The organism is Saccharopolyspora sp. NPDC000359 (genome assembly GCF_040300525.1).
Classification (GTDB): domain Bacteria; phylum Actinomycetota; class Actinomycetes; order Mycobacteriales; family Pseudonocardiaceae; genus Saccharopolyspora.
Genome location: NZ_JBEPDU010000067.1, coordinates 1 through 24880, shown reverse-complemented (window position 1 = coordinate 24880; position 24880 = coordinate 1). Strand labels below are relative to the sequence as shown.

General features: G+C 71.9%; 21 protein-coding genes. 9 read left to right on the top strand and 12 right to left on the bottom strand.

The genetic code is table 11. The annotated features are described in order from the left end of the window. Positions 1-123 precede the first annotated feature (123 nt). The 6 genes from ABT324_RS30270 to ABT324_RS30245 all read right to left on the bottom strand — a co-directional run bounded on the left by ABT324_RS30270 (position 124) and on the right by ABT324_RS30245 (position 6717). Positions 124-1644, bottom strand: a complete 1521-nt coding sequence (locus ABT324_RS30270; RefSeq protein ID WP_351184402.1) for a serine/threonine-protein kinase — start codon at positions 1642-1644, stop codon at positions 124-126. A 202-nt stretch (positions 1645-1846) separates the two neighbouring features. Beyond that, positions 1847-3280 (bottom strand): serine/threonine-protein kinase, encoded by a 1434-nt coding sequence (locus tag ABT324_RS30265; RefSeq protein ID WP_351184400.1) that lies wholly within the window; start codon positions 3278-3280, stop codon positions 1847-1849. A 477-nt stretch (positions 3281-3757) separates the two neighbouring features. Beyond that, complete coding sequence (locus ABT324_RS30260) at positions 3758-4507, bottom strand: hypothetical protein (protein ID WP_351184398.1); 750 nt, start codon at positions 4505-4507, stop codon at positions 3758-3760. 113 nt (positions 4508-4620) lie between these two features. Then, complete coding sequence (locus ABT324_RS30255; RefSeq protein ID WP_351184396.1) at positions 4621-5529, bottom strand: hypothetical protein; 909 nt, start codon at positions 5527-5529, stop codon at positions 4621-4623. Between the two features lie 33 nt (positions 5530-5562). Continuing rightward, a complete protein-coding gene (locus ABT324_RS30250; RefSeq protein ID WP_351184394.1) occupies positions 5563-6291 on the bottom strand; it encodes a PIG-L deacetylase family protein in 729 nt (242 codons plus the stop codon). A 114-nt stretch (positions 6292-6405) separates the two neighbouring features. Beyond that, the gene (locus ABT324_RS30245; RefSeq protein WP_351184392.1) at positions 6406-6717 is read right to left on the bottom strand and encodes a hypothetical protein; all 312 of its coding nucleotides are present in this window, start codon (positions 6715-6717) and stop codon (positions 6406-6408) included. A 183-nt stretch (positions 6718-6900) separates the two neighbouring features. Between ABT324_RS30245 and ABT324_RS30240 the strand changes: the two genes are divergently transcribed. Further along, positions 6901-7686, top strand: coding sequence for a 3-hydroxybutyrate dehydrogenase (locus tag ABT324_RS30240; protein WP_351184390.1), 786 nt, complete (start codon positions 6901-6903; stop codon positions 7684-7686). A gap of 52 nt (positions 7687-7738) precedes the next feature. Next, the gene (locus tag ABT324_RS30235) at positions 7739-9055 is read left to right on the top strand and encodes an MFS transporter (protein ID WP_351184388.1); all 1317 of its coding nucleotides are present in this window, start codon (positions 7739-7741) and stop codon (positions 9053-9055) included. Positions 9056-9363: 308 nt separating this feature from the next. On the opposite strand, the gene ABT324_RS30230 is transcribed toward ABT324_RS30235, so the two are convergent. Together ABT324_RS30230 and ABT324_RS30225 are read right to left on the bottom strand one after the other, a co-directional pair. Further along, positions 9364-9651, bottom strand: coding sequence for a chorismate mutase (locus ABT324_RS30230; RefSeq protein WP_351184386.1), 288 nt, complete (start codon positions 9649-9651; stop codon positions 9364-9366). 312 nt (positions 9652-9963) lie between these two features. Further along, positions 9964-10641: a DedA family protein gene (locus ABT324_RS30225; protein ID WP_351184384.1), complete on the bottom strand. Its 678-nt coding sequence runs from the start codon at positions 10639-10641 to the stop codon at positions 9964-9966. Between the two features lie 489 nt (positions 10642-11130). Here ABT324_RS30225 and ABT324_RS30220 point away from each other — a divergent pair, with 489 nt between their 5' ends. After that, positions 11131-13599 (top strand): UvrD-helicase domain-containing protein, encoded by a 2469-nt coding sequence (locus ABT324_RS30220; protein WP_351184382.1) that lies wholly within the window; start codon positions 11131-11133, stop codon positions 13597-13599. 38 nt (positions 13600-13637) lie between these two features. Here ABT324_RS30220 and ABT324_RS30215 read toward each other — a convergent pair whose 3' ends face one another. Beyond that, the gene (locus tag ABT324_RS30215; protein ID WP_351184380.1) at positions 13638-14525 is read right to left on the bottom strand and encodes a LysR family transcriptional regulator; all 888 of its coding nucleotides are present in this window, start codon (positions 14523-14525) and stop codon (positions 13638-13640) included. 181 nt (positions 14526-14706) lie between these two features. On the opposite strand from ABT324_RS30215, the gene ABT324_RS30210 reads away from it, so the two are divergent. Next, positions 14707-15741, top strand: a complete 1035-nt coding sequence (locus ABT324_RS30210) for a YncE family protein (protein WP_351184378.1) — start codon at positions 14707-14709, stop codon at positions 15739-15741. On the opposite strand, the gene ABT324_RS30205 is transcribed toward ABT324_RS30210, so the two are convergent. Further along, positions 15708-16055, bottom strand: a complete 348-nt coding sequence (locus tag ABT324_RS30205; protein WP_351184376.1) for a VOC family protein — start codon at positions 16053-16055, stop codon at positions 15708-15710. The genes ABT324_RS30210 and ABT324_RS30205 overlap by 34 nt on opposite strands. Positions 16056-16142: 87 nt before the next feature. Beyond that, positions 16143-17774: a class I SAM-dependent methyltransferase gene (locus ABT324_RS30200; protein ID WP_351184374.1), complete on the bottom strand. Its 1632-nt coding sequence runs from the start codon at positions 17772-17774 to the stop codon at positions 16143-16145. A 60-nt stretch (positions 17775-17834) separates the two neighbouring features. Between ABT324_RS30200 and ABT324_RS30195 the strand changes: the two genes are divergently transcribed. After that, the gene (locus ABT324_RS30195; protein WP_351184372.1) at positions 17835-18302 is read left to right on the top strand and encodes a GbsR/MarR family transcriptional regulator; all 468 of its coding nucleotides are present in this window, start codon (positions 17835-17837) and stop codon (positions 18300-18302) included. Positions 18303-18323: 21 nt separating this feature from the next. On the opposite strand, the gene ABT324_RS30190 is transcribed toward ABT324_RS30195, so the two are convergent. Next, positions 18324-19022 carry a M23 family metallopeptidase gene (locus tag ABT324_RS30190; protein ID WP_351184370.1) on the bottom strand — a complete coding sequence of 233 codons (699 nt, stop codon included), beginning with the start codon at positions 19020-19022 and terminating at the stop codon, positions 18324-18326. Between the two features lie 606 nt (positions 19023-19628). On the opposite strand from ABT324_RS30190, the gene ABT324_RS30185 reads away from it, so the two are divergent. The 4 genes from ABT324_RS30185 to ABT324_RS30170 all read left to right on the top strand — a co-directional run bounded on the left by ABT324_RS30185 (position 19629) and on the right by ABT324_RS30170 (position 24761). Continuing rightward, a complete protein-coding gene (locus ABT324_RS30185) occupies positions 19629-21338 on the top strand; it encodes a hypothetical protein (RefSeq protein ID WP_351184368.1) in 1710 nt (569 codons plus the stop codon). A 327-nt stretch (positions 21339-21665) separates the two neighbouring features. Then, positions 21666-22832, top strand: coding sequence for an ADP-forming succinate--CoA ligase subunit beta (gene sucC / locus ABT324_RS30180; protein WP_351184366.1), 1167 nt, complete (start codon positions 21666-21668; stop codon positions 22830-22832). Positions 22833-22838: 6 nt separating this feature from the next. Then, positions 22839-23723 (top strand): succinate--CoA ligase subunit alpha, encoded by an 885-nt coding sequence (gene sucD, locus ABT324_RS30175; protein ID WP_351184364.1) that lies wholly within the window; start codon positions 22839-22841, stop codon positions 23721-23723. 192 nt (positions 23724-23915) lie between these two features. Then, positions 23916-24761: a DUF5336 domain-containing protein gene (locus tag ABT324_RS30170; RefSeq protein ID WP_351184362.1), complete on the top strand. Its 846-nt coding sequence runs from the start codon at positions 23916-23918 to the stop codon at positions 24759-24761. Positions 24762-24880 lie beyond the last annotated feature (119 nt).

The following is a 24880-nucleotide window of genomic DNA, read 5'->3' as shown; positions in this document are numbered from 1 at the left end:
CGCGGCAGCCGCACACCGCTGCGGCGGATTCCGGCGTGGTAGAGCCCGGCAGCTGCCGCAGCGCTGCGGTCGGTGGTGGGGGTCGGAGCGCACCGCCGATCCACTGTGGACGGCGGTGCGCCGTCAGTTCCGGCGGTCGGTGTTGATCAGCGGCTTGCCGTCCGAGGTGGTGACCATGCCGAGGACGTGCTGCTCGACCAGCTTCTTGCCGTCCTTGGTGAACTGGAGCGTGACGACCACGTTCGAACCGTTGCGGACCGGCTCGCCGATGATCTTCACGTTGTCGATGCTCTCCCAGAACGACTCGTAGCTGTCCTTGCCCTGCTCCTGCAGCTTCGGGCCGAGCAGCTCCCAGGACTGGTCCAGCTTCTTGGGCACCAGCGAGTAGTACCGCTCCACCACGGACACCACCTCCTCCGCCGACGGCTGCTTCGCCGTCGTGGTGGTCGTCGTGGTGGTCGGCGGTGCCTTGCTCGTGGTGGTCGCGGCGGTGGTCGTCGGAGCTGCCGACGTGGTCGGCACCGCCTCGGTCTGCGGGGCGGGCTGCTGCGACGGTTGCGGCTGCCCCTGCGAGGAGTCGTCCCCGAAGGCGTTCGCGGCGAGCACCCCCACGAGCACCGCGACCACGATCGCCACCACCCACAGCGCAGCCTGCTTGTAGTTGCGCCGCGGGGCGGCCTCGGCGGCCGGGACCGCGCCCCCGACCATCGTCGGCGGGTTGCCCGCGGCCGGTGCCCCCACCCGGGTGCCCGCCGGGGGCGTGTGCGACGGCACCGCGGCGGGCCGCTGCCAGCCCGCGCTCGGCGAGGCGTTCGGGATCGGGCGGCCGTCGAGCACCGCCTGCAGCAGGTCGCGGGCCTGTGCCATGGTCGGCCGGTCCACCGGGTCCGGCCGCAGCATCTGCATCAGCGCAGGCGTCATCGGCCCGGCCTGCCGCGGCGGGTCGAAGTGCCCGCGCGCCACCCGGTGCAGCAGACTGATCGCGTTCTCGTCGGTGCCGAACGGCGGGCCGCCCTCGATCGCCGCGTACAGCGTCGACCCCAGCGAGAAGACGTCCGAGGCGGGCGCCGGATCACGCCCCAGCGCCACCTCCGGCGCCAGGTAGGCGGGGGTGCCCGCCAGGATGCCGCTCTTGGTCACCGCGACGTCCCCGATCGCCCGGGAGATGCCGAAGTCGGTGATCTTGGCGATGTCGTTGTCGCCGAGCAGGACGTTGCCCGGCTTCAGGTCGCGGTGCACGATGCCCGCCATGTGCGCGGCGGCCAGCGCCCCGGCCACCTGCACGCCGATCCGGGCCACCTGCAGCGGCGGCAGGACGCCCTGCTCGTCGATGACCGACGCCAGGCTCTGCGAGGGCAGGTACTCCATGACCAGCACCGGTTGGCCCTCGTCCTCCGCGACGTCGAACACCACGATCGCGTTCTGGTGCTGCAGGCGGGCGGCGATGCGGCCCTCGCGCATCGACCGCTGCCGGGCTTCCTCGGTCTCCTCGGGGGTGTAGCCGGGCTGCAGCAGCAGCTGCTTCACCGCGACCGTGCGGTGCAGGCGCTCGTCGACGGCTTGCCACACCACTCCCATGGCGCCGCTGCCGATCTGCTGCTGCAAGCGGTACCGGCCTGCGATCAAACGACCTTCGGCGCTCACCGGTTCTCCTGGTACTGGCTCTGCTGCCTGAACTGCCTATTCCGATTGCGGACTGACCGGACCCCCGTGGCCAGCTTCACCCAACGGTGCAACGTTACTGGGCACCCGGCGGGCCGGTGCACACCGGGGCGACCAACAACACCGGCCGGGGCGCCCACCTCGTGGTAGGCGCCCCGGCCGGTGCTGGTAGTCGCGTTCTGCCTCAGTTGCCCGAGCCGGAGCCCGAGCCCGACCCCGAGTCGGAGTCGGAGGGCTGCGTGGTCGGTTCCTCCTCGTCCGGTTCGGACGTGGCCGACGTCGGCTTCTGCGTGGTGGTGGTCTTCTCCGAGGTGGTGGTCTTCTCCGAGGTCGTCGTCTTCTCCTCGGAGGTCGGCTCCTCCGGCTCCGAGGTGGGCGGATCGTACTGCGTGGTCGGCGCCACGTCCTCGCTGGTCGTCTCGGTGGGCGGCGGCAGCATCGGCGGGGCCTGCTCGCTGGTCGGGACGTTGCCCGTCTGCTCCGGCTGCTGGTTGTTCATCAGCGCCGAGGTCACCAGCACGGCGATCACCGCGACCGCGACCAGCGCGATGCCCGAGATCACCACCGGCCGCTTGCTCTTGCGCGGCTGCTCGTAGATCGCCGCGTCACCGCGGGTGTCCGCGCCCATGTACGAGGTGGCGTCCTCGTACGGCCGCTCCGAGTACGGGTCGTCCTCGTAGTAGGCGACCGCGGTGCCGCCGTCCTGGCCGACCACGCTGGTCGGCTGCTCGGGGCCGGGTTCCGGCGCCAGCGCGGGCGGGATCGGCGCGGCCATGGTCGGGATCGAGCTCGCCGACCCGCCGTCGGCCACCGCCTGCAGCATCTCCCGGATCTGCGCCATGTCCGGCCGGTCCTCGACGCGGTTGGCCATCATCGCCAGCAGCGGGTGGGTCATCGGCCCGGCCTGCTGCGGCGGTTCGACCCTGCCCGCGGCCACCGCGTGCAGCAGCGCGAGGGTGTTCTCGTTCAGGCCGAACGGCGGGTGGCCCTCGATCGCGGCGTACAGCGTCGCGCCGAGCGAGAAGACGTCCGAGGCGGGCGTCGGCTCCTGGCCCATCGCCACGTCCGGCGACAGGTAGGCGGGGGTGCCCGCGAGCATGCCGGTCTTGGTGACCTGCACGTCGCCCTGCGCCCGCGAGATGCCGAAGTCGGTGATCTTCACGTCGCCGTTGTCGCCGAGCAGGATGTTGCCCGGCTTGATGTCGCGGTGCACCACGCCCGCCGCGTGCGCGGCACCGAGCGCCGAGGCGACCTGAGCGCCGATCCGCGCCACCTCGCGCGGCGGCAGCGGCCCGTGCTCGGACATCATCGCCGCGAGGCTGGTGGAGGGCAGGTACTCCATGACCAGGACCGGCTGACCCTCGTCCTCAGCCACGTCGTAGACCGAGATGGCGTTCGGGTGCTGGAGTCGGGCCGCGATCCGGCCTTCCCGCATAGCCCGCTGCCGCGCTTCCTCGGCCTCACCCGGATCCAATCCGGGCTGCAGGAGCAACTGCTTGACCGCGACCGTGCGGTGCAGGCGTTCGTCCACACACTCCCACACCACGCCCATCGCGCCACTGCCGATGCGTCGCTGCACTCGGTAGCGTCCGGCGACCAGGCGACCTTCGTCGCTCACCGACGTCTCCCCGTACTGCTATCGATGCCCAGCGGGATCCACGAGCACCCAGGACCCTGGCCCCGGCACGCGTCCCACCGGACATCGGCGGATTTGGCGGACCGGCTCCGGTCCTCCGACATGTACACGTTCTCAGCGCGGACCGGGTTGGCCGGATGGGCCGGTGACCGAACCGCGCTACGGGAGCCTAGCCGACGCCGAATCGGCGTAGGTCCGAACTGGAAAAGATCTGCGCAACCTTTCCCGACGTTACGCGCCGAGCCCGCGCCGGTCGCCCGAACGGGTCGCGTCTCACAGCCGTTTGCGCAGGTGATGTTGGTCGTGGCGGACCCGGTGCGGCACCCGTTCCGGGGACCGGTCCAGTGGGTTGCCGGGGGCCGGATCCGCGCTGTCCGGTTCGCCCCGGTCCGCCCCGCGGCATCCCGGCGGCCACCGGTCGTTGCCGCATTGTTGTCTCCAGCGGAGCCGACCGGTGACTCAGCGCGATCCGGTGTGCTTGGCGCGCAGCAGCTCGACGCTGGTGATCCGCGGGGTGGAGTCGGACTCCACGGTCAGCCGTTGGTGCAGGTCGACGCGGTCGCCCGCCGGGTACAGCACGGTGACCTCGGCCAGCACGGTCCCGCCCGGCTCGACCTGCACATCGGGGTCCACGCGCACCGACTCAGCCTCCCGCCACGCGCGCACCAGCGAGGTCTGCTGCCCGGCGACCAGCTCGGGGGCCACCAGCGCCAGCGCGCCGCCCGCGTTGCCCGGCAGCCGGCGATAGAACTCCTCGACCACGTCGCGCGCCGACTTGCCGCTGCCAGCCTGCGGGTTGGCGGTCATCGGCTGCGGCACCCCCGGGTGCTCGGCGGCGTTCTCGCCCGGAGCGGACTCGGCGAAGCCGCCGTTGCCCGCGAACGGCCAGCGCGCGTCCCGCACCAGGTCCGGCCGGAGCGCGAACCCACCCGCGATCGGCGCGGTCGCGGCCGGGCGGGGTGCGGTGGCGGGCTGCGCGACGATCGTCGAGGTGACGGCCGCCGCCCCGAGCGCCAGCAGCACACCCAGCGTGCCGAAGGCGATCCGACCGGCCAGTGGCGGGGTGCCCGCCGCCCCGTCGTCGGGCTGGAGCTCGTCGGCGAGCCGCTCGTGCCTGATCGAGAGCGGGGTGCGGCGGATCAGCTCGGCGACGCTGATCGAGTCCGGGGCCTGGTGGTCGCGCCGACGGCCGGACGAGGGGGTTTCCACGCCGTGAACACGTACCCCGGTGCATGCCCGCGCGGGAAGAACTTCCGCCGAGTTCACCGGAAGGGACGGATGCTCTCACCGAACGGAGCAACGGCGAGCACCTTCCGTGACCGTCAGGAGACCCGCGTGTCCGAGGCGATCAGCGGCTTCTCGCCCCGGGCGTAGCGCAGCTCGCGCCGGTGGGTCTGTACCGAGCCGTCCGGCGCGGTCACCCGCAGCGTGTGCACCGTGCTGGTCGGGGTGACGTAGACGTCGACGACCTCGACCGACGTGGCGCCGGAGTACCGGGCGGCGAAGGCCTCGTAGCCCTCGTCGCGCAGCCGCCCGGTGGTCAGCTCGTAGGCCGCGCGCAGGTCACCGCGCCCGATGGCGGCGAAGTAGTCGTCGCTGCGCTGCTTCATCCCCTCGGTGTCGGTGAACGACAGCAGCTGCGGCATCTCCGTGGTGGGCGGGCGCGTGGTCGTGGTGGGCGGGGTCGGGGCGGCCGTCCCGGTGCCCTCCTCCGGCGGTCCGGCGACCGCGCTCGTGTCCGGCGCCGGAGCCGTCCCGCTGGTGGGGGCCAGCGGCCGCACCGAGCCGGTCGGGCGCACCGCCTCCGGTCGCGTCGGGTCGCCGGTGAGGAAGTAGCGGTCCCGGTCCCCGTCCGGCAACAGCGGCGGGTACTCCCCACCGCGCGGCATCCCCGGCAGGTCCAGCCCCTCGACCGTCGTCGTGCTGCCCGCCAGCATCGAGGTGACCAGCACCAGCCCGCCCAGCGCCGCCGCCGACGAGGCGATCGCGAACCACGCCGCCTGCCGCCAGCTGCGCGGCGGGGTGACCGAGGCGGGCACCATCCCCAGGTCGAACTTGTGCAGCCCGCCGACCGGCGCGGTGTCCACCACCGGGTCGAGCGCTCGCGGGCTCGCGGCGCGGGGCGTCCAACTGGCCGCCGTGCAGGTCTTGCGGTGCCGACCGAGGGTCGGCTCCGGAGCGGGCGGCCAGTCGAGCTGGCCGCTCCAGCCGAGGGTTCTGCCGCTGTGCATCGGAGGTCTCGACTTCCTGCGACTCGCGGGGAGTCACGCCGTGTCGACTACGTGGAACGCTTCGGCCAACCGGCCCGGCATGCCGTGCCGCTCGGCCGTCCGGGACAGGTGCCGGGTGATCATGCCCGCCAGGTCGGCGAGGTGCGCGGTCTGCGAGCGGTGCGCGGCCAGCGCGGCGAGCTTGGCGTCGAAGTGGTCGGTGATGTCGACCGCGTGGTTGACCCGCTCGTCGGGGGACTCCGACATCCACAGCTGGCTGACGGTCCACGGTTCGAGCCCGGCCGCCAGCAGCTCGGGGAAGGCGAAGGCGTTGCGGGAGTCCGGGTAGACGGCGGCCAGCGCGGCCTCGCCGACCGCGCGGTGGTCCGGGTGCGACACGGCCAGGTGCGCCCAGTTGATCTCCGGGGAGTGCGTGACCACCCGGTGCGGCCGGACCTCGCGGATCACCCTCGTGATGTCGCGGCGCAGCCCGAGGTCCGCGACGACCTGCCCGTCCTGGCGGTCGAGGAAGCGCACGTCGGTGACGCCGACGGCCGCCGCGGCGGCCCGCTGCTCGTCCTGCCGCAGGCGGGGCACGTCCTCGCGCGGCGTGTCGTCGAAGCCGCCAGCGTCACCCGAGGTGCAGATGCAGTAGGTGATTTCCGCGCCCGCGGCCACCCAGGAGGCCACGGTGCCGGCAGCACCGAAGTCGACGTCGTCGGGGTGCGCGGTGACCACGAGAGCGCGCTCGAACACCGCAGCTGTGGCCGCCGGAGTGGTCATGGTCACAGCCTACGGTGCAGGCGGGAAGGCTCCGGAGCGGGGTCGTTGGTGTGCTCTGCGTGATCGATGTAAGCCGTTCGGCAGGGTGATCGCCCCCCCGAACGGCCCAATCAATCAGTACTGGCCGTTGCGGAAACGGCTCTGCGACGTCTGCAGCGCCTTGAGCGAGCCGAGGCCGCCGCCCGCGCCGAGGACCATCGCGAAGATGTCCGCGCCGAAGGCGCCGCCCGCGGCGATCAGGAACGCCAGCAACGTCACGCCCAGGCCCACCCCGGCGACGGGGAGCCGCTTCTTGGTGAACTCGACGGCCGGCTGGCCGCCAGCCCGCTTCTTCGCCGCGGAGCTCAGCATCGCGAGGTAGCCCGCGTGCCCGGCGGCGGCGAGCACGGCGGCGAGGGTCACGAGGAAGGCCACTAGAGCAACCATGGGCACAGTCTGCCCTGTCCCGGGGCCGCCCGGTATGGGTGATATCCCTGAATCTCCGCGGCGGCGCGCGGGAGGGCTGCCCGGAGGTGGGCTGACGTGCTGGCCCCGGGGGTCGGCGGAGTCGGAAATGGTTGCGCTCTGCCCCTGGATTGAGACCCGAGTCACGCCTAGGTTCTGAAGGCTATGAGTGATCGCTCGACCGATCGAACCGACACTGAGCCCGCCCCGGGGCTGGCGGGCAGGCGGGCCTTGGTCACAGGAGCGGCCAGCGGGATCGGCGCGGCGGTGGCGCGGCGGTTGGCGGCCGCCGGGGCGGAGGTCGTCGCCGTCGACCGGGCCGCGGCCAAGGTCGAAGCGCTGGCCGCCGAGGTCGGCGCGGAAGCGCTGGTCGTCGACCTCAACGACCCGGAGGCCGCCGCCGAGCTCGGCGGGCGGGCCGACATCGTGGTCAACAACGCGGGCATGCAGCACGTGGCGCCGATCCAGGAGTTCCCGGCCGACGTCTTCAGCAGCATGCTGCGGGTGATGGTCGAGTCGCCGTTCCGGATCGTGCGCGCCGCGCTGCCGGGCATGTACAGCCGCGGCTGGGGGCGGATCATCAACATCTCCTCGGTGCACGGCCTGCGCGCCTCGCCGTACAAGAGCGCATACGTGACCGCCAAGCACGCCATCGAGGGGCTGTCCAAGTCGATCGCGCTGGAGGGCGCGGCCTACGGCGTGACCTCGAACTGCCTGTGCCCGGGCTTCGTGCGCACCCCGTTGGTGGAGCGCCAGGTCGCCGAGCAGGCCCGGCTGCACCGGGTGCCCGAGGCCCAGGTGGTCGAGGACGTCCTGCTGTCCCGGACCCCGGTGAAACGCCTGGTGGAGCCCGCCGAGGTGGCCGACCTCGCGCTGTGGCTGTGCGGGCCCGGCACCGACTCGGTCAGCGGCGCCTCGTTCTCGATCGACGGCGGCTGGACCGCGAACTGAGCCCGGCCCGGCGCTCCACGGACCGATGACCCACGGCAGGGAGGACACCGCGATGGCAACCGAACCAGCTCCGACCAGGTCCTCGACCGCGCGCGTGGTGGTGGCGAGCCTGGTCGGCACCACCGTCGAGTGGTACGACTTCTTCCTCTACGGCTCGGCCGCAGCCCTGGTGTTCAACAAGCTGTTCTTCCCGGCGCACGACCCGCTCGTGGGCACCATGCTGGCCTTCATCACCTACGCCGTCGGGTTCGTCGCGCGGCCGCTGGGCGGGCTGGTGTTCGGCCACTACGGCGACCGGCTCGGCCGCAAGAAGCTGCTGGTGCTGAGCCTGGTCATGATGGGCGGCGCGACGTTCCTGATCGGCCTGTTGCCCACGTACCAGTCGATCGGGGTGGCCGCGCCGCTGCTGCTGACGGCGCTGCGCCTGGTGCAGGGCTTCGCGATCGGCGGCGAGTGGGGCGGGGCGGTGCTCATCGTCTCCGAGCACGGTTCCGCCGCGCGGCGCGGGTTCTGGGCGTCGTGGCCGCAGGCGGGCGTGCCGCTGGGTAACCTGCTGGGCACGGCCGTGCTGGCAGTGCTGGCCGCGGTGCAGAGCGACGAGGCGTTCCTGGCCTGGGGGTGGCGGATCGCGTTCCTGCTGTCCGGGGTACTGGTGCTGATCGGCCTGTGGGTGCGGTTGGCGGTCGCGGAGTCGCCGGTGTTCCTGGCGGCGGCGAGCAAGGCGGCCGAGCAGGGCGCGGCGGACAAGCCGCCGATCCTGGAGGTGCTGCGCCGGTACCGCAGCGAGGTCCTCACGGCGATGGGCGCGCGGTTCGCGGAGAACGTCGTGTACTACGTGCTGACGTCGTTCGTGCTCACCTACGTCGCGACGTTCCTGGAGCTGCCGCGGGCGGTGGCGCTGAACGCGTCGCTGATCGCCGCGGTGGTGCACTTCATCAGCATCCCGCTGTGGGGCGCGCTGTCGGACCGGGTGGGGCGGCGCCCGGTGTACCTGGTGGGCGCGGTCGGCACCGGGCTCTGGGCCTTCGTGTTCTTCACCATGCTGGACACCAGGTCGTTCCTGGTGATCACCCTCGCCACCACCGTCGGCCTGGTGTTCCACGGCGCGATGTACGGCCCGCAGGCCGCCTTCTTTGCGGAGCTGTTCGGCACCCGCGTGCGGTACTCGGGGGCGTCGATCGGCTACCAGCTGGCGTCGATCGTGGCCGGTTCGCTGGCGCCGATCATCGCGACCGCGCTGCTGGCGGGTTTCGGCTCGGCCGTGCCGATCTCGATCTACGTGGCCCTGTGCTCGCTGGTGACCATCGTCGCGGTGATCCGCTCCCCAGAAACCCGCGAACGGGACCTGGCCGCCGACCACGGCGTGTGACTCGTGAGGCCGAGGTGCATCGCGGTCCTCTTCCGCGGCGGTGCCGGGGCCTGCGAAGCGGACATCGACGGGCAAGCGGCAGCTGCCGCGAAGAGTGGCCGGCACCGAGTGCACGCTGTCGCATGCGAGGCGCATGGCCCACTGCCGCAACTCGCACCGCCGCGGGCTCTCAGGCGTCGCCTGGCGAGGAGAGCCCGTTCGTCGTGCACTGGACATGCATGAGAACGGGATCCCGGAGCCAGGCGGCGTCTGAGGTTCCGCCACCGGCACCGCTGCGGAAGAAGACCGCCGAAGTGTCCCGGTGGTTCTCAGTGACCGAGGCGACCGCGGCCGAGGCGTAGCAGGATCATGGCGAGTTCGCGGCCTTCGGGGCCGAGTTCTCGGTAGCGGGCGAGCACGTCCATCTCGCGGTTGTAGACGATGCGCGGGCCGCCAGCGGCCATGCGGGCCTGGCCGATCTGGCGGGAGATCTCGGCGCGGCGCTTGACCAGGCGCAGGATCTCCGCGTCCAGGTGGTCGATCTCCCCGCGGAAGTCGTCGATGGTGGCCGCGGCCTGCTCGGCCTGTGGCTGGTCACCGTCCACTGTGGCGTTCATGGGCGTTGTCCTCCGGATCCGGCCCCGGCCCCGTCCCCGGCCCGGGAACGCGAAACGCCCCGGGTCCTAGGGACTCCGAGGCGTTCGTAGTGGTTTTCGAGCTCACGCAACTACGGGCGCCGGAGTCCCGGGCCCGTAGAAAAACTCGTAAGTCTGCGCTCGCACGGGTCCAGTGTGCCACAACTCGCCTGCGCACAGCGATGAGGTGGGCCACTCATCCCAAGGAGTGAACGGAGTCAGGTTTCGATCACTTGTTCGAGTTATTCTCCTTGGTTTCGCGCTGAGCTGCCGGGATCTTGGGGTCCATGGGGATCAGAACGCATTCCGCTCCGCGCCACTGCCCACCGGCTCCGGCGCCGCCCGCCGCGAGGCCTGCCGACGAGCACCGCGGATCACGAACACGCCCGCAGCGACGGCTGCCGCGGTGGTCAGCGCGACCATCGTCCAGCCGTAGCCGACCGCGCGCGCCGCTTCGCCGAGCGCCACCGCGATGGCCGTCTGCACGCCTGCCCAGAGCATCGCCGCGATCGCGACGATGCCGAGGAAGCGGCGGTAGGGCATCCGCAGGGTGCCCACCACCGCCGGGACGACGGCGTGCACCACCGCGACGAAGCGCATCGTGATCAGTGCCCGGCCGCCGGTCTCCTGCACGACCTGCTCGGCGGTCCGCCACCGGCGGTCGCCGATCTTGCGCCCCGCCCAGGTGGTGCGCAGCCCGGGGCCGAGCAGGCGGCCGAGCCAGTAGCCCCCGCTCGAGCCGATCAGGTTGCCCAGCACCGCGGCGGCGAACAGCGCGGGCGTCCAGCGGGCCCCCAGGGCGGCGACGGTGATCAGCAGGGTCGCCTCGCCGGGGATCAGCACACCGATGAAGAGGGAGGTTTCCAACACGAGCAGAACCAGTGCCGCCAGCACGCACAGCCACGGGTCCAGCGTCGCAGCCCAGGCGACGAACTCCCGGATCGCGAGGTCGATCTCGGTGATCAGGTGCATGCACGGCTCATTCCGCAGTTCGGGCTGGGGGACGAACACCACCGTCCCGTTCGGTGCCGTGCTGCGGGTCCGGGGAGTCCCGGACCCGTCCCGGACAGCGCCCCGTTGGGGCCGACGCCGGTGGCGGGGTCCGCGGGTCCGACCTGCGCCCCGGTGCTGGGGCTGGTCGATCTCCGGCGGGCGCACGCGACAGCACGTTCTGCGGCGGGGGAGTGGTCGAGCGCCCATTGTTGATCTTGGTTTTCGTCGTGTGCGAACCGGGTCCGGTCGTTGTGCTTCGGCATGCCCGTCGCGGCCCCGGCCCGTGCCGTCGGTGCCTGGTGCATCCGGGCTCGCGGGGATGGCCCGGTGCCCTCGGGAAGTCTCGGAACCTCGGGTGTCCCGGTGCCTCAGGTGCTTGTGGTGCCTTGGGTGGTTCTCGTGCCTCGGGAGGCGGTCGTGCCACGGGATTCGGGCTTTGTCCGGGGCGGCCGGTAACGTGGATGAGCGATGAGCACCCCACTCGACCTCCAGTGGAACAACGATCCGTTGTCGCCCGCCGAACCCCGCCCAGCCGGACAGCGCGGCCCGGACCCGGAAGCCCTGCTCGCCGGTCTGAACCCGCAGCAGCGGGACGCGGTGGTGCACACGGGGTCGCCGCTGCTGATCGTGGCGGGTGCCGGGTCGGGCAAGACCAGGGTGCTGACCAACCGCATCGCCTACCTGCTCGCGGGCGGGGCGCACCCGGGCCAGATCATGGCGATCACCTTCACCAACAAGGCCGCGGCCGAGATGAAGGAGCGCGTCGCCGAGCTGGTCGGGCGCCGGGCCAACGTGATGTGGGTGTCGACGTTCCACTCGATGTGTGTGCGGGTGCTGCGCCGCGAGGCCAAGGTCCTGGGGCTGTCGTCGAACTTCTCGATCTACGACGCCGACGACTCCCGACGGCTGATCACCATGATCGCGCGGGAGCAGGACCTCGACTCCAAGCGCTACCCGGCGCGCACGCTCGCGGTGCACATCTCGAACCTGAAGAACGAGCTGCTGAGCCCGGAGGCCGCCGCCGAGCAGGCCGGCAACGACATGGAGCGCAAGGTCGCCCAGGTCTACGCCGCCTACCAGCGTCGGCTCGTCGAGTCCAACTCGATGGACTTCGACGACCTGATCATGCGCACGGTGGAGCTGCTGCAGGACCACCCCGCGGTCGCCGAGCACTACCGGCGGCGGTTCCGGCACGTGCTGGTGGACGAGTACCAGGACACCAACCACGCGCAGTACGTGCTGGTCCGCGAGCTGGTGGGCACCGAGGTGACCGAGGGCGGCGTCGAACCGGCCGAGCTGTGCGTGGTGGGTGACGCCGACCAGTCGATCTACGCCTTCCGCGGCGCGACGATCCGCAACATCGAGGAGTTCGAGCGCGACTACCCGGCGGCCCGGACGATCCTGCTGGAGCAGAACTACCGCTCCACGCAGACGATCCTGTCCGCGGCCAACGCGGTGATCCGGCGCAACCCGAACCGCCGGGACAAGCGGCTGTGGAGCAACGCCGGGGACGGCGAGCAGATCGTCGGCTACGTCGCGGACAACGAGCACGACGAGGCCGCGTTCGTGGCCGGCGAGATCGACCGGCTGGTCGACTCCGGCGACGCGACGTTCAACGACATCGCGGTGTTCTACCGGACCAACAACCAGTCGCGGGTGTTCGAGGAGGTGTTCATCCGGCTCGGCCTGCCCTACCGCGTGGTAGGCGGGGTGCGCTTCTACGAGCGCCGCGAGGTCCGGGACGCGCTGGCCTACCTGCGGGTGCTGGACAACCCCGACGACACGGTGAGCCTGCGCCGCATCCTCAACGTGCCCAAGCGCGGCATCGGGGACCGGGCGGAGGCCGTGGTCGCGGTGCACGCCGAGCAGGAGCGGATCTCCTTCGCCAAGGCCCTGCGCGACGCGGCGGACGGCCGGGTGGCGCTGCTGAACACCCGGGCGCGGAACGCGATCTCGGGCTTCGTGGCGTTGCTCGACGAGCTGCAGCAGGTGGCGGCGGAGTCCGACGTCGCCGAGACCCTGGAGCAGGTGCTGGAGCGCACCGGCTACCGTGCCGAGCTGGAGGCCAGCGACGACCCGCAGGACGCCACCCGGGTGGAGAACCTGACCGAGCTCGTCACGGTGGCGCGCGAGTTCACCGAAGCGCGCGCGGGTGCGCCCGCGACCGAGGAGGACGGCGGGGGCGACCCGTCGGCGGAGGCCGTGGTCTCCGCGGCGGTCCCGGCCGCCGAGGACGCCGAGGAGGCCGGTCTGGGTCTCCCGGCGGACGATTCGCTGTCGGCGTTCCTGGAGCGGGTCTCGCTGGTGGCGGACGCGGACTCGCTGCCCGAGTCGGGCGACGGCGTGGTCACCCTGATGACCCTGCACACCGCGAAGGGCCTGGAGTTCCCGGTGGTGTTCTGCACCGGCTGGGAGGACGGGATCTTCCCGCACATGCGCGCGCTGGGCGAGCCGGCCGAGCTGGCCGAGGAGCGCCGCCTGGCCTACGTGGGCATCACCCGCGCCCGGCAGCGGCTGTACCTGTCCCGCGCGCTGATGCGGTCGGCGTGGGGCCAGCCGATGACGAACCCGGCGTCCCGGTTCCTCACCGAGATCCCGGAGGAGCTCGTGCACTGGCGCCGGATCGAACCGGAGCGCGCCGCCCCGCAGGTGCGCAGCACCTGGGGCAGCCGCGGCGGCTTCGACCGCGCCGGATCGGACTCGGCGCAGGCCGGGCTGTCCGCCCGCGGCATGCGCAGCACCGGCATGAAGGGCTGGAAGGACACCGTCTCCATCAAGCTGGCGGCCGGTGACCGGGTCACCCACGACAAGTACGGCCTGGGCACGGTGCTGTCCACCGAGGGCGAGGGGCCGCGGGCGACCGCGACCATCGACTTCGGCAGCGCCGGGACGGTGCGCCTCATGCTGATCGGCAGCGTCCCGTTGACCAAGCTCTGACCCACTGGCCGCAACTGTCCCAAGTGGATGATCCAGGGCTACCGGAGGTCGGCGGCTGCTCCGCGGAGCAGGGACAGCAGCCAGCGGTGCGCCGCGTCGACGTCGTTGCGCGGGTGCCAGGCCATGCCGATGTCCAGCGGCGGTAGTTCCAGCGGCACCTCGAAGGTGTGCAGGCCAGCGTGCCGCGCGGCGGATTCCGTTGCCAGGCAGACGAGATCGGTGCTGCGGCCGAGCACCAGCGCAGTGGCGTGGTTCGGCAGCACGACGGCCACCCGCCGCCGCAGTCCGAGCTCGGCGAGCCGGTCGTCGACGGGGCCGTGGGCCTTACCGCGCCGCGACACGCTGACGTGCGCTGCGGCGGCGAACCGCTGCGGGGTGACCGGCCCCCGGGTCAGCGGGTGCCCGGGGCGGACCGCGCCGACCACCCGCAAGGTCGTCAGCGGCGCGGTGCGGGTCTCCGGATCCAAGTTGTCCAGCACCCCGACCTCCACGTCCACCGTGCCGTCCCGCAGCGCCGAAGTGCCTTCGGCGGACTCGGACGCGAACCGCAGGACCAGTCCCGGCGCGGCATCGGCCGCTGCGGACAGCAGCGCGGGGGTCAGCGCCCCGGACAGGAGGTCGCTGGTCTGGAGGGTGAAGGTGCGCGTCAGGGTGGCCGGGTCGAACTCGGTGCCGGGGGTGAGCAGCGCGCGGGACCGCTCGACGACCGCGTGCACCTCGTCGCGGAGCTCCGCGGCGCGCGGCGTCAGCACCATGCGCTGCCCGGCGCGGACCAGGAGCGGGTCGCGCAGGACGCGGCGGATCCTGCCGAGGGTGCGGCTCAGCGCCGCGGGGGAGGTCTGCAGTTGTTCCGCCGCGCGCGTCACGCTCTGCTCCCGGAGCAGGGCGTCCAGCGCGACCAGCAGGTTCAGGTCCATTGTGGACATTCACGGACTCCGCTGCGCGACGCCGCTCACATTCGGCGCGAACGGCTTGGGCCACCAGCATTATTGCGCGCGGGGCAAGGATTCCGTGCCGATCCGGTGATGGCGGCGGGTGCTGCGCAGCACCGAGGGGGGAGGTCGAGCCCGCCCGAGCAGCGGGTCCCCGAAGCAGACTGGAGAACGAATGCGCACCGCAGACGTGCTGGCAGTGGTCAGCCAGAGCGGCCCGTCGGTCGACTTCTTCGACGCCACGACCCACCAGCACCTCGAGACCGTGGAACTGCCCGCGGAGCCGCACGAGCTGTGCTTCGACCCGGAGCATCGGGTGCTGTACTGCCCGATCACCTACCGCGCGGGCTACTACCACACGAACAGCGGCCGGGCGTCGCAGCTCGTGGTCATCGACCCGGACGTGCCCGAGGTCGTCGACATCATCGACCTCGCGCCGGAGCACGGGCCGCACGGCTTGGCGCTGGACGGGCCCCGCCAGCGGCTCCACGTGAGCGTGGAGGAAGGCCCGGCAGGTCCCGGCGGCGTGGTCGTGCTCGACACCCGGACCCGTGCGCGGATCGGGCGCATCGACACCGGAGCCCCCGGCCCGCACTGGTTCACCACCACCCCGGACGGCCGCCGAGGGTACGCCAGCAACAAGGAGGCCCCGTACGTCTCCGCGGTCGACCTAGAAACCGGCCGGGTGCTGCGCCGCGTGCCGGTGCCGGGCAGCGAGGGGATCGCGATGTCCCCGGACGGCACCCGGGTTTGCGTGGCGACCCCGTACAACGACGTCAAGGGCCCGGCCGCCGCGCCGACCTGCGTCGTGGTGATCGACACGGCCACCAACGAGGTGGTCCAGGCGGTCCCGACGGATCACCAGGTGATGCCGGTGCACATCACCAGCACCGGTCTCCTGCTCGCCGGTGAGCTGCGGAAGTCCCGCGGCAATTCGGCGCTGGGCGGCCAGGCGCCGGGGCGGCTGCTGGTCTTCGCCCCGGACAGCTACGAGCCGCTGGGCTCGGTCGAGGTGGGGAAGTTCCCGCTCACCATCACATCATCACCTGACGGCACCCGCGCCTACCTCTCCGCCGTGGTGTCCTCCGAGGTGGCTGTGGTCGACCTGGAGTCCCTGGAGGTCCTGGCCACGCTGCCCATCGCCCGCCGCGGCGAGCCCGGCGCGCACGGCCTCGCCTACGTGCCCGGTCGCGGGTGCTTGGGCTCGTAGAGCCCGATCTCGGCCCCGCTGGGCAGCCGGAGCGCGGTGAGCAGCCCCCACCCCTCGTTGCTGACCGTGCGGGTGATCTCGACCCCCTGGTCCTCCAGTTCACCGATGGTGACCGCGATGTCGTCGCACATCAGGTAGAGCTGGCAGGTGGTGTCGGCGTCGGTGGGGTGGGTGGCCAGCTCGGCGGGCGGCAGCTCGAAGATCAGCCACCCGCCCCCGGCGTCCACGGACTCGAACCCGAGCACGTCCCGGAGGAACTCCCGGTCCCGCTCGGCGTCCCGGCTGAACAGCAGCAAGTGCGCCCCGTTGATCATCGCCCACGACCTCCTCGCCAACCGTCCCACGATCCCCCCAAGACCGCTGGCCAGGCGGGTCGGTGGTTCGTGCGCGGCGGCTGGGCGTCAGAAGCGGTAACGCAACAGCCGCCCCATCCGGCGGAACGCGGTGACGTGCCCCAACGCGCGCAGGGCCGCACGCGCCGGTGCGGGGTACCGGTTCAGCTCCGGCGCGTCGGTGAACGACCACTCGGTCACCAGCTCCAGCCCGGGGACGCTGGTCCCCAGCTCCACCGGGTCGTCGATGCCCCAGTGCAACCGGGCCCCGGAGTGCACCACGGCGGGGTTGAACCGGTTGGACACCCGGACGCCGAAGGTGTTGAACGCGTCGAAGAGCAGCTCACCGCGCGGGAAGTGCCGGGTGATCCGCCGCAGCAGCGCCACACCGTCCTCTTCGGACAAGTACATGGTGAGCCCCTCGGCGATCACCAGGACCGGTCGGTCGCCGGGGATCCCGTCGAGCAGTTCGGGCGCGGTGACCGAGGTGCCGGTGGTGTGGCGGTGCGGTGAAGCTGGGAAGAGCTTGTCGCGGAGTGCGATCACGTCCGGCTGGTCGACGTCGTACCGGTCGACGCCCTCCGGCGGCACGACGCGCTCGAACCGGCTGTCCAGGCCGCACCCGAGGTGCAGCACCACCATGCCGGGCCGCAGCGCCTCCCTGGTCCAGTCGTCGATCGCCTTCGCGCGGATCGCCACCGAGGTGGCGTTGCGGGAGCTCATCCCGAACTTCGAGAAGTCGAAGTCGAGGCGCTGCACCGCTTCGTCGGCCCACCGGTCGCCGAGGATGGGGCGCTCGGCCCGGTTGTCCAGGGCGCGCAGGTAGACCGTGGCGAGCATGGTGGCTTGGGCCCCGCTGAGCTCGACCGCCTCGCGCGGCTCGTGCTCGAAGCTGAAGCGCAGCAACCGCATCGCGTCGCGCAGCGGCGGGACGGCGGTCATCGCCTTGGCGGTGATCCGGTCCGCGGCGGGCAGCTTCGCCACGCTGGGCAGGTTCACCAGCGGCTGCTCGCGGCGCAGTCGGAGACCGGGCACGCGGAGTTCCAGCGCGTGCGGGTCGCCGATGCCCCAGTGGAACTCGGCGCCGGTGCGCTGCAGGAAACGTGATGCGCGAGCGGCCCGGACGGTCCACGGCAGCACCGCGTCGAACATCACCTCGCCGACCTGGAAGCGCTCGACGAGCCGCCGCAGCATGGCGACCCCGTCCGCTTCGGACAGGTACATGGTCAGCCCCTCGGCGATGACGAGCACCGGTCGGCCGGTGGGGACCTGGTCGAGCCACTCCGGGTCGGTCGCCGAACCCGCGATGGTGCGGTAGTTGCCCGGCTGCTCCGGGTGCAGCCGGTTCCGCAGCTCGATGACGTCGGGCAGGTCGACGTCGTACCAGTCGACTCCCTCCGGCAGGTCGAGCCGGGAGGCCCGCCCGTCCAGCCCGCAGGCCAGGTGCAGCACCACGGCGTCGGGGTGGTCGCGCAGGTAGTCGCTGGCCCAGGCGTCGAGCTCCTTGGCGCGGAGGATGACCGCCACCCGGTCACCGGAGCTGAGCTTGAGGCCGGGGAAGTCGAAGTCGATGCGGTTCAGCAGCTGGTCCGCGGTCTCGTCGCCGAGCACCGGGTCGGTGCGGCGGTTGTCGAGCGCCCGCGCGTAGAGCGGACCGAGGAGGGTTTGCTGCGCACCGGTCAACCGGATCTGTTCGGACACGAGCCCGAAGATACACTCGTTTCACAAACTTGTGAAACTTCGAGCGGCGAGGGCCGGGACATGACCGAGCAGCAGGACCAGGACGCCGTCCGGCGGTTCGTCGAGCGGTTCGCGCTGGACCTCACCGCCGCCGGGTTCCCGCGCATGGCGGCGCGGGTGTTCACCAGCCTGCTGGTCGCCGAGGAGGGGAGGCGCACGGCGGCGGAACTGGCGGAGGTGCTCGGGGTGAGCCCGGCCGCGGTCTCCGGCGCGGTCCGCTACCTGACCCAGGTGAACCTGGTCGCGCGGGAACCCGTCCCGGGGCAGCGGCGCGACCAGTACCGGGTGCTCGACGACCTCTGGTACGCCAGCATCATGAACCGCGAAGCGCTGCTCGCGGGCTGGGAGCGGACCCTGTCCGAGGGAGAGTCGGCGCTCGGCGACTCGGCGGCCGCGCGGCGGCTGGCCGAGACACGTGAGTTCTTCGAGTTCTTGCGCGGGGAGGTCCCGGCGCTCATGCGGAAGTGGCACCGGCAACGGCGGTCCTGACCGCCCGCCGGTACCACCCGATCACGCCGGCGAGATGCCGCGGGACTTCATCCAGGGCAGCGGGTTGATCTTCTTGCCGCTGGAGTTCCAGACCTCGAAGTGCAGGTGCGGACCGGTGGAGAAGCCGCGGTTGCCCATGGTGGCGATCTGGTCGCCCGCCTTGACCTCGTCGCCCTCGTCGATCGTGATGGTGTTGACGTGCCCGTAGACGGTGATCGTCCCGTCCTCGTGCTGCACCCGGACCCAGAGGCCGAAGCCGCTCGCCGGACCCGCCTCGATCACGGTTCCGTCCGCGACGGAATAGATCGGGGTGCCCTTGGAGTTGGCGATGTCGATGCCGTAGTGCGTGGTGCCCCAGCGCCCGCCGAACCCGGAGGTGAACGTGCCACTGGTCGGAGGGACGAACTTGGGGGCTCGGGCCGCCTCCTCGGCGGCGATGCGGGCGGCCTCGCGCTCCTGGTTGATCCGCTCGCTCTTGTTGAGCTTCTCGACCTCGGCGCTGACGTCGGAGGTCTGGGCGATCGGGACCATCGCCGGAGCGGGGGCGCTACCGCCGACGCCGTCGTAGGACGCCTCCTCGGCCATCGCCGTGTTGAAGGAGGCCGAAGCGTCCGCGGGGTTGAAGTCGTCGTGGTGGTCCGGGGCGGCGTGTCCTTCGCCCGCGGCCAGCGATTGCCCGGCAGCTGCGAAAGCGCCAGCGGCAACGGCGGCCACGACCACGCGGCCGCGCCAGACGGATGCAGTTGAGGGGCCCCGGTTCTTGCCCGGACTGCTGGAGGGGTCGTCGGGGGACGCCTCCGGGTCCGGAACTCGTGCTTCGCCGCCGGGGGAGCGGTGCTGAGCCAATGCCTGCCCTTCCGTCTCGGGGAGTCCGATCACGCATCCCGGGTCGGGGTTCCGGGTGCCGGTCGGGGAACCGGCCGAAGGTTGTGCGTCGTGATCAGACCGTGACAACGGACCGGGGGACAGTAACCAAGCTGATCCCCTAGGGGCAAATCCCCGTCCGTGACGCGTCGGACACGGTATGTGTTCGATCGCGGCGCTCCAGGCACGGGTGTCAGACCTCCGCGGATACTGGGAGTGGTCGTCGCGCAGCGGAGCTGCCAGCGAGTTCGTGATCGACGCGGGCCGGTCCGATCGGTGCACGACTTGCCGCCGAGTGCCTCGATTCAGTCACCCCGCCGTGATGGCCCGTGACATAAGTCACATCACAAGAGCGGCTTGATGGGGATCGGCAATGCTCCGATCGGGCGGTCCTCCCCGGGATGTCCCTGAGGGGCTGACTCGGTGCCGGAGCACGTCCTCGGGGTTGCTAGCGTCAGCGCGGTGACTGCGCGGCCCGACCTCACGTCCGGCGGTTCTTCGGCTCCGGCCACGAATCCGCAGCCAGTACCCCCGCAACTGCGCGCTGCGATGGGGGTGTCCATCGTCGGCGCGGTGCTCATCGGCCTCGGCCCCCTGATCGGCCTCGTCGCCCCCGGTGCCGCTGCCGCCTTCCTCTCGTGGCCGCTGCTGCTGGTCCTCGCACTGCTCCCCGCGGGGATCGCCTTCACCGCCATCCGCCTCGGCCACCCGGTCACCGCAGCGGCGGTGCTCGTCGGACCGGCGGTCCTGGCGCCCGGGCGGCTGGTCCTCGACGCGCAACTCCTCGCCGACCCAGGGCTGGCCGCGCGCCCGGAACTGCTCAAGCTGGCCAGCCTGGAGGTCTTCTCCCCATCGGTTGGCGCCTGGCTGCTGGTCGCCGGGCACGTGGCGGCGATCGCGGCCGGGTTCCTGGCGGTGCGCGGTGTCGGACCGAGCGACGAAGCGTCCGGCGGACACCGCCAAGGCCTGCTCGCGCTGGTGCTGTGCGCCAGCGTGCTCGCGGCGGTCGGCGTCCTGATGGCCCCGTTCGCCTCCGACGACCCCTACCTGCTGCCGAAGCCCGCCCTCGACGCCCCGCTGGTGGTGCTGATCGGCAGCATCCTGCTCGCCATCGGCGTGCCTACCGCCGCCGGCTACCTGGCCGGATCCGTCGACCAGGACTTCGCGCGCGGCGGGCTGCTCGGCCTGGCCGCCGCGCTGGCCGGAGTGGTCGTCCCGCCGCTGGTCGCCGCCGGGGTGCTGGCCGAGATCAGCTTCTCGTGGGGGCCGCTGCTCGGGCTGGTCGCGGTGTTCGCGCTGGTGGTGCTGGCGATGCCAGCCGGGCGCGCCAGGTCCGGGGAAGTGGACGAGGACCTGCGCCTGCCCGCGCTGAACAGGCTGCTCACCGTCGCGGCGGTGCTCGCGCTGGTCGCCGGGGCGCTGACCGCGGTGGCCGCGATCGCGCCGCAGGTGGAGATGCCCTACGGCCTGCGCGACCCCTCGTCCTACCCGGCGCGGATGCTGTGGCCAGCGGGGATCGTGCTGCTGCTGGTCGGCGTCGGCCTGCTGCTGCCGCGCCTCGCGCTCCGCGTCCGCCCGCTGCTGCCGGTCGTCTGGGTCCTGGTCCCGCTGGCCGCGACGAGCGTGCTGGACGCGGTGTTCACCGCGGTGCAGGCGGCCGGTGCGGTCACCGGGTTCGGCGCCTGGGCGGCCGGGGTGGCGGTGCTGTTCGCCGCCGCGGCCGCGATCGTCGCCGCGGTGGCCGGTGCGGTGGAGCGCGACGAGGTGGACCTCACCGAGATCGCGATGCGCCGACCGGTGCTGATCCCGGCGCTGGTCTCGCTGGGCTTGGGCGCCGCCGCCTTCAGCCTGCCCGTGATGACCGCGCCCGGCTACGTCGCGCCCGGTGTGTTCACCGAGTTCGGGACGACCTCGTGGGGCCTGCTGGTGGCGCTCGCCGCCGTGGTGGCCGCGGCTGTCCTGGCCCCGATGTGCCGACCGCCGCAGGCCGCCGCGCTGCTCTGCGGGGCGGCCGTGGTCGTCGCCGCCCGGGTGCTCGAGTACCCGGTCACCGCTGGTCGCCTGCCGGATTCCGCCCCCGGCGCGGGCCTGTGGTTCGGCGTGGCCGCGGTGGTCGTGCTGCTCGGTTCCGCCGTGGCTACCAGCCGGTCCGCAGCGCCGGAAGGTGCGTAGGCGGGTCCGCTCCGGGACCAACGCGCGCTGGGGCGATCGGCCGAGCGCGGCGGCACCTGCGAGCGGTCGAATCACCCGAATCGACGCCTTGCCCGCCTCGAAAGGCTGGTCGAGAATCTGGTCGGCACCGGTGCCGGTGCGCTGTTCCGTTCGTCACCACGAACGGCCTCGTCCGACCTGCCGAACAGGCGAATCGCCGCGCAGGACGGTCCGACCAGGCGTGATGGTCCACCTCAGGTGAGGCAGTTCACCGGACGCGCCGCCCCATGCTTCGTCGCAGGTCGATATCGTCACCCGAGTCCGACACCGACGTCGCAGGAGAGTCGAGTGGACCTGTACGAGTACCAGGCGAAGGAGCTCTTCGCCTCCCACGGCGTGCCGACGCTGCCCGGCGCCGTGGTGACCGAACCCCAAGGGGCCAAGGCAGCCGCTGCAGAACTGGGCGGGCCCGTCGTAATCAAGGCTCAGGTGAAGACCGGTGGCCGCGGCAAGGCCGGTGGCGTGAAGCTGGCCGAGACCCCGGACGAGGCTGAGACCAAGGCCGAGGCGATCCTCGGGCTGGACATCAAGGGTCACGTCACCCGCAAGGTGCTGGTCACCACGGCCTCCGACATCGCCGACGAGTACTACTTCTCGTTCCTCCTCGACCGCGCCAACCGCAACTTCCTCGCGATGGCCTCCGTCGAGGGCGGCATGGAGATCGAAGAGGTCGCCGCCACCAAGCCGGAGGCGCTGGCCAAGGTCGCGATCGACCCGATCCAGGGCGTGGACAAGGCCAAGGCGCAGGAGATCGTCGCCGCCGCCAAGTTCCCGGCCGAGGTCGCCGACCAGGTCGCCGACGTGATCGTCCAGCTGTGGGAGACCTTCGTCGCCGAGGACGCCACGCTCGTCGAGGTGAACCCGCTGGTCAAGGACCCGCAGGGCAAGATCATCGCGCTCGACGGCAAGGTCACCCTGGACGAGAACGCCGCGTTCCGCCAGGACAAGCAGGCCGAGCTGGTCGACAAGGATGCTGAGAACCCGCTCGAGGCCAAGGCGAAGGAGAAGGGCCTCAACTACGTCAAGCTGGACGGCGAGGTCGGCATCATCGGCAACGGTGCCGGGCTGGTCATGTCCACCCTGGACGTGGTCGCCTACGCCGGGGAGCGGCACAACGGCGTCAAGCCGGCGAACTTCCTGGACATCGGTGGCGGCGCGTCCGCCGAGGTGATGGCGGCCGGTCTGGACGTCATCCTCGGTGACCCCGCGGTGAAGTCGGTGTTCGTCAACGTCTTCGGCGGCATCACCGCCTGCGACGCGGTCGCCAACGGCATCGTGCAGGCGCTGAAGATCCTGGGCGACGAGGCCACCAAGCCGCTGGTCGTCCGCCTCGACGGCAACAACGTCGAAGAGGGCCGCCGCATCCTGGCCGAGGCCAACCACCCGGTTGTGACGATGGTGGACACCATGGACGGTGCGGCCGACAAGGCCGCCGAGCTGGCTGCGGGGGCATGAGGCACCATGGCTATCTTCCTCAACGAGAACAGCAAGGTCATCGTCCAGGGCATCACCGGCTCTGAGGGGACCAAGCACACCGCGCGGATGCTGCGCGCGGGCACCAACATCGTCGGCGGCGTCAACGCCCGCAAGGCCGGGCAGACCGTCGAGATCGAGGGCAAGCAGCTGACCGTCTTCGGCTCCGTCAAGGAGGCCATGGAGGCGACCGGCGCTGACGTGTCGGTGGTCTTCGTGCCGCCGAAGTTCGCCAAGGACGCGGTGATCGAGGCGATCGACGCCGAGATCGGCCTGGCCGTGGTCATCACCGAGGGCATCCCGGTGCACGACTCCGCCTACTTCTGGGCGCACGCCAACGCCACCGGCAACAAGACCCGGATCATCGGGCCGAACTGCCCCGGCATCATCTCGCCCGGCAAGTCCAACGCCGGCATCATCCCGGCCGACATCACCGGCCCGGGCAAGATCGGTCTGGTGTCCAAGTCGGGCACCCTGACCTACCAGATGATGTACGAGCTGCGGGACATCGGCTTCTCCAGCTGCGTCGGCATCGGTGGTGACCCGATCATCGGCACCACCCACATCGACGCGCTCCAGGCGTTCCAGGACGACCCGGAGACCGAGGCCATCGTCATGATCGGTGAGATCGGTGGCGACGCCGAGGAGCGGGCGGCCGACTACATCAAGGCCAACATCACCAAGCCGGTGGTGGGCTACGTGGCCGGTTTCACCGCCCCGGAGGGCAAGACCATGGGCCACGCGGGCGCCATCGTCTCCGGTTCGTCCGGCACCGCCGCGGCGAAGAAGGAGGCCCTGGAGGCCGCTGGCGTCAAGGTCGGCAAGACGCCGAGCGAGACCGCCAACCTGATGCGCGAGATCATCAAGGGTTGAGCCCGATCTCGATCAGCCGTCGGGGCCGGACACCTGCGGGTGTCCGGCCCCGACGGCTGTTGCGGCCCGGTTGGCGCGGTCCGGTCCGGAGCAGCTGGCACCGCCGTCCGGCACACCGGGGTCGCTGGATCGGATACCGTCGGTCTGGCCCATCCTCGTCCCCCGAATGTCCATTGAGGAGTGTCCCCAGCCATGTCCGCCCCATATCCCCCGTCGCGGAAGACCAGCTCGGCCGGATCCGCACTCGGCTTGAAGGAGATCTTGGCGCTGGTGGCGGCCGGGGCCGGTCTCGTCGGTTACCTGATCGGCTTCTTCAGCGAGATCGCCGGGGTGCTCCTCGGCAGCCTCGCCGGTTTCTCCTTCATCACCGCCGCGGCGCTCGCGGGTCTGCGGTTCGTGCCCAAGACGCCTAACGCCCTGTTCGCGGCTGCGCCGCTGTCGGCGTACGCGACCCTCGCGCTGCTGCAGGACCTCGTCGGCGGCAGCTCCGGCGGCATCGTCGTGGTGCTCCTGCTGCTGGCCATCGCACAGCTCGGCGGCGTGGTCGGCATCCTGCTGATCGACGGCGGGATCATCAACCTGCCCGAGTCCGCCGGTTCGTCCCCGTCCAGCCAGGGCGGGCAGCCCGCCCCGTTCCAGCCCGGTCCGCAGGGCGGCCCCGGTCAGCCAGGTGGTCCCGGTCAGCCGGGCGGTCCCGGTCAGGCCGGTGGCCCTGGCCAGCCGGGTGGTCCCGGCGGGTGGAACCCCGCCACGCCGCCCGGGCAGCCCGGTCAGTTCGCACCGGCCAGCGGCGGTTGGGGTCCGGCCACCGGTGGCCAGCCGCAGCAGCCGGGCGGGTGGAGCCCGTCCTCGGGCGGTTCCCCGGCCGCGGGCCAGGGTGGTCAGTCTGGTCAGCAGGGCGGTCCGGGTGGTTCGCCGAACCAGGGTTCGTCCGGCCAGGGCGGCCCGGCTGGCCAAGGCGGTCAGTCCAACCAGGGCGGCGGTCCGCAGGGCACGCAGCAGATGCCGCACCCCGGGGCCAACCCGCCGGGATTCTGATCCCGAACTCCAGTTGCGCGCGGGCGGCCTCGGCCGCCCGCCCGGGAGAAAAACAGGGCGGGGGCCCGGGAGGGCCCGCGGCCGGGACAGCAAAAGTAGAAGAACGGGGGTGAGGGGAA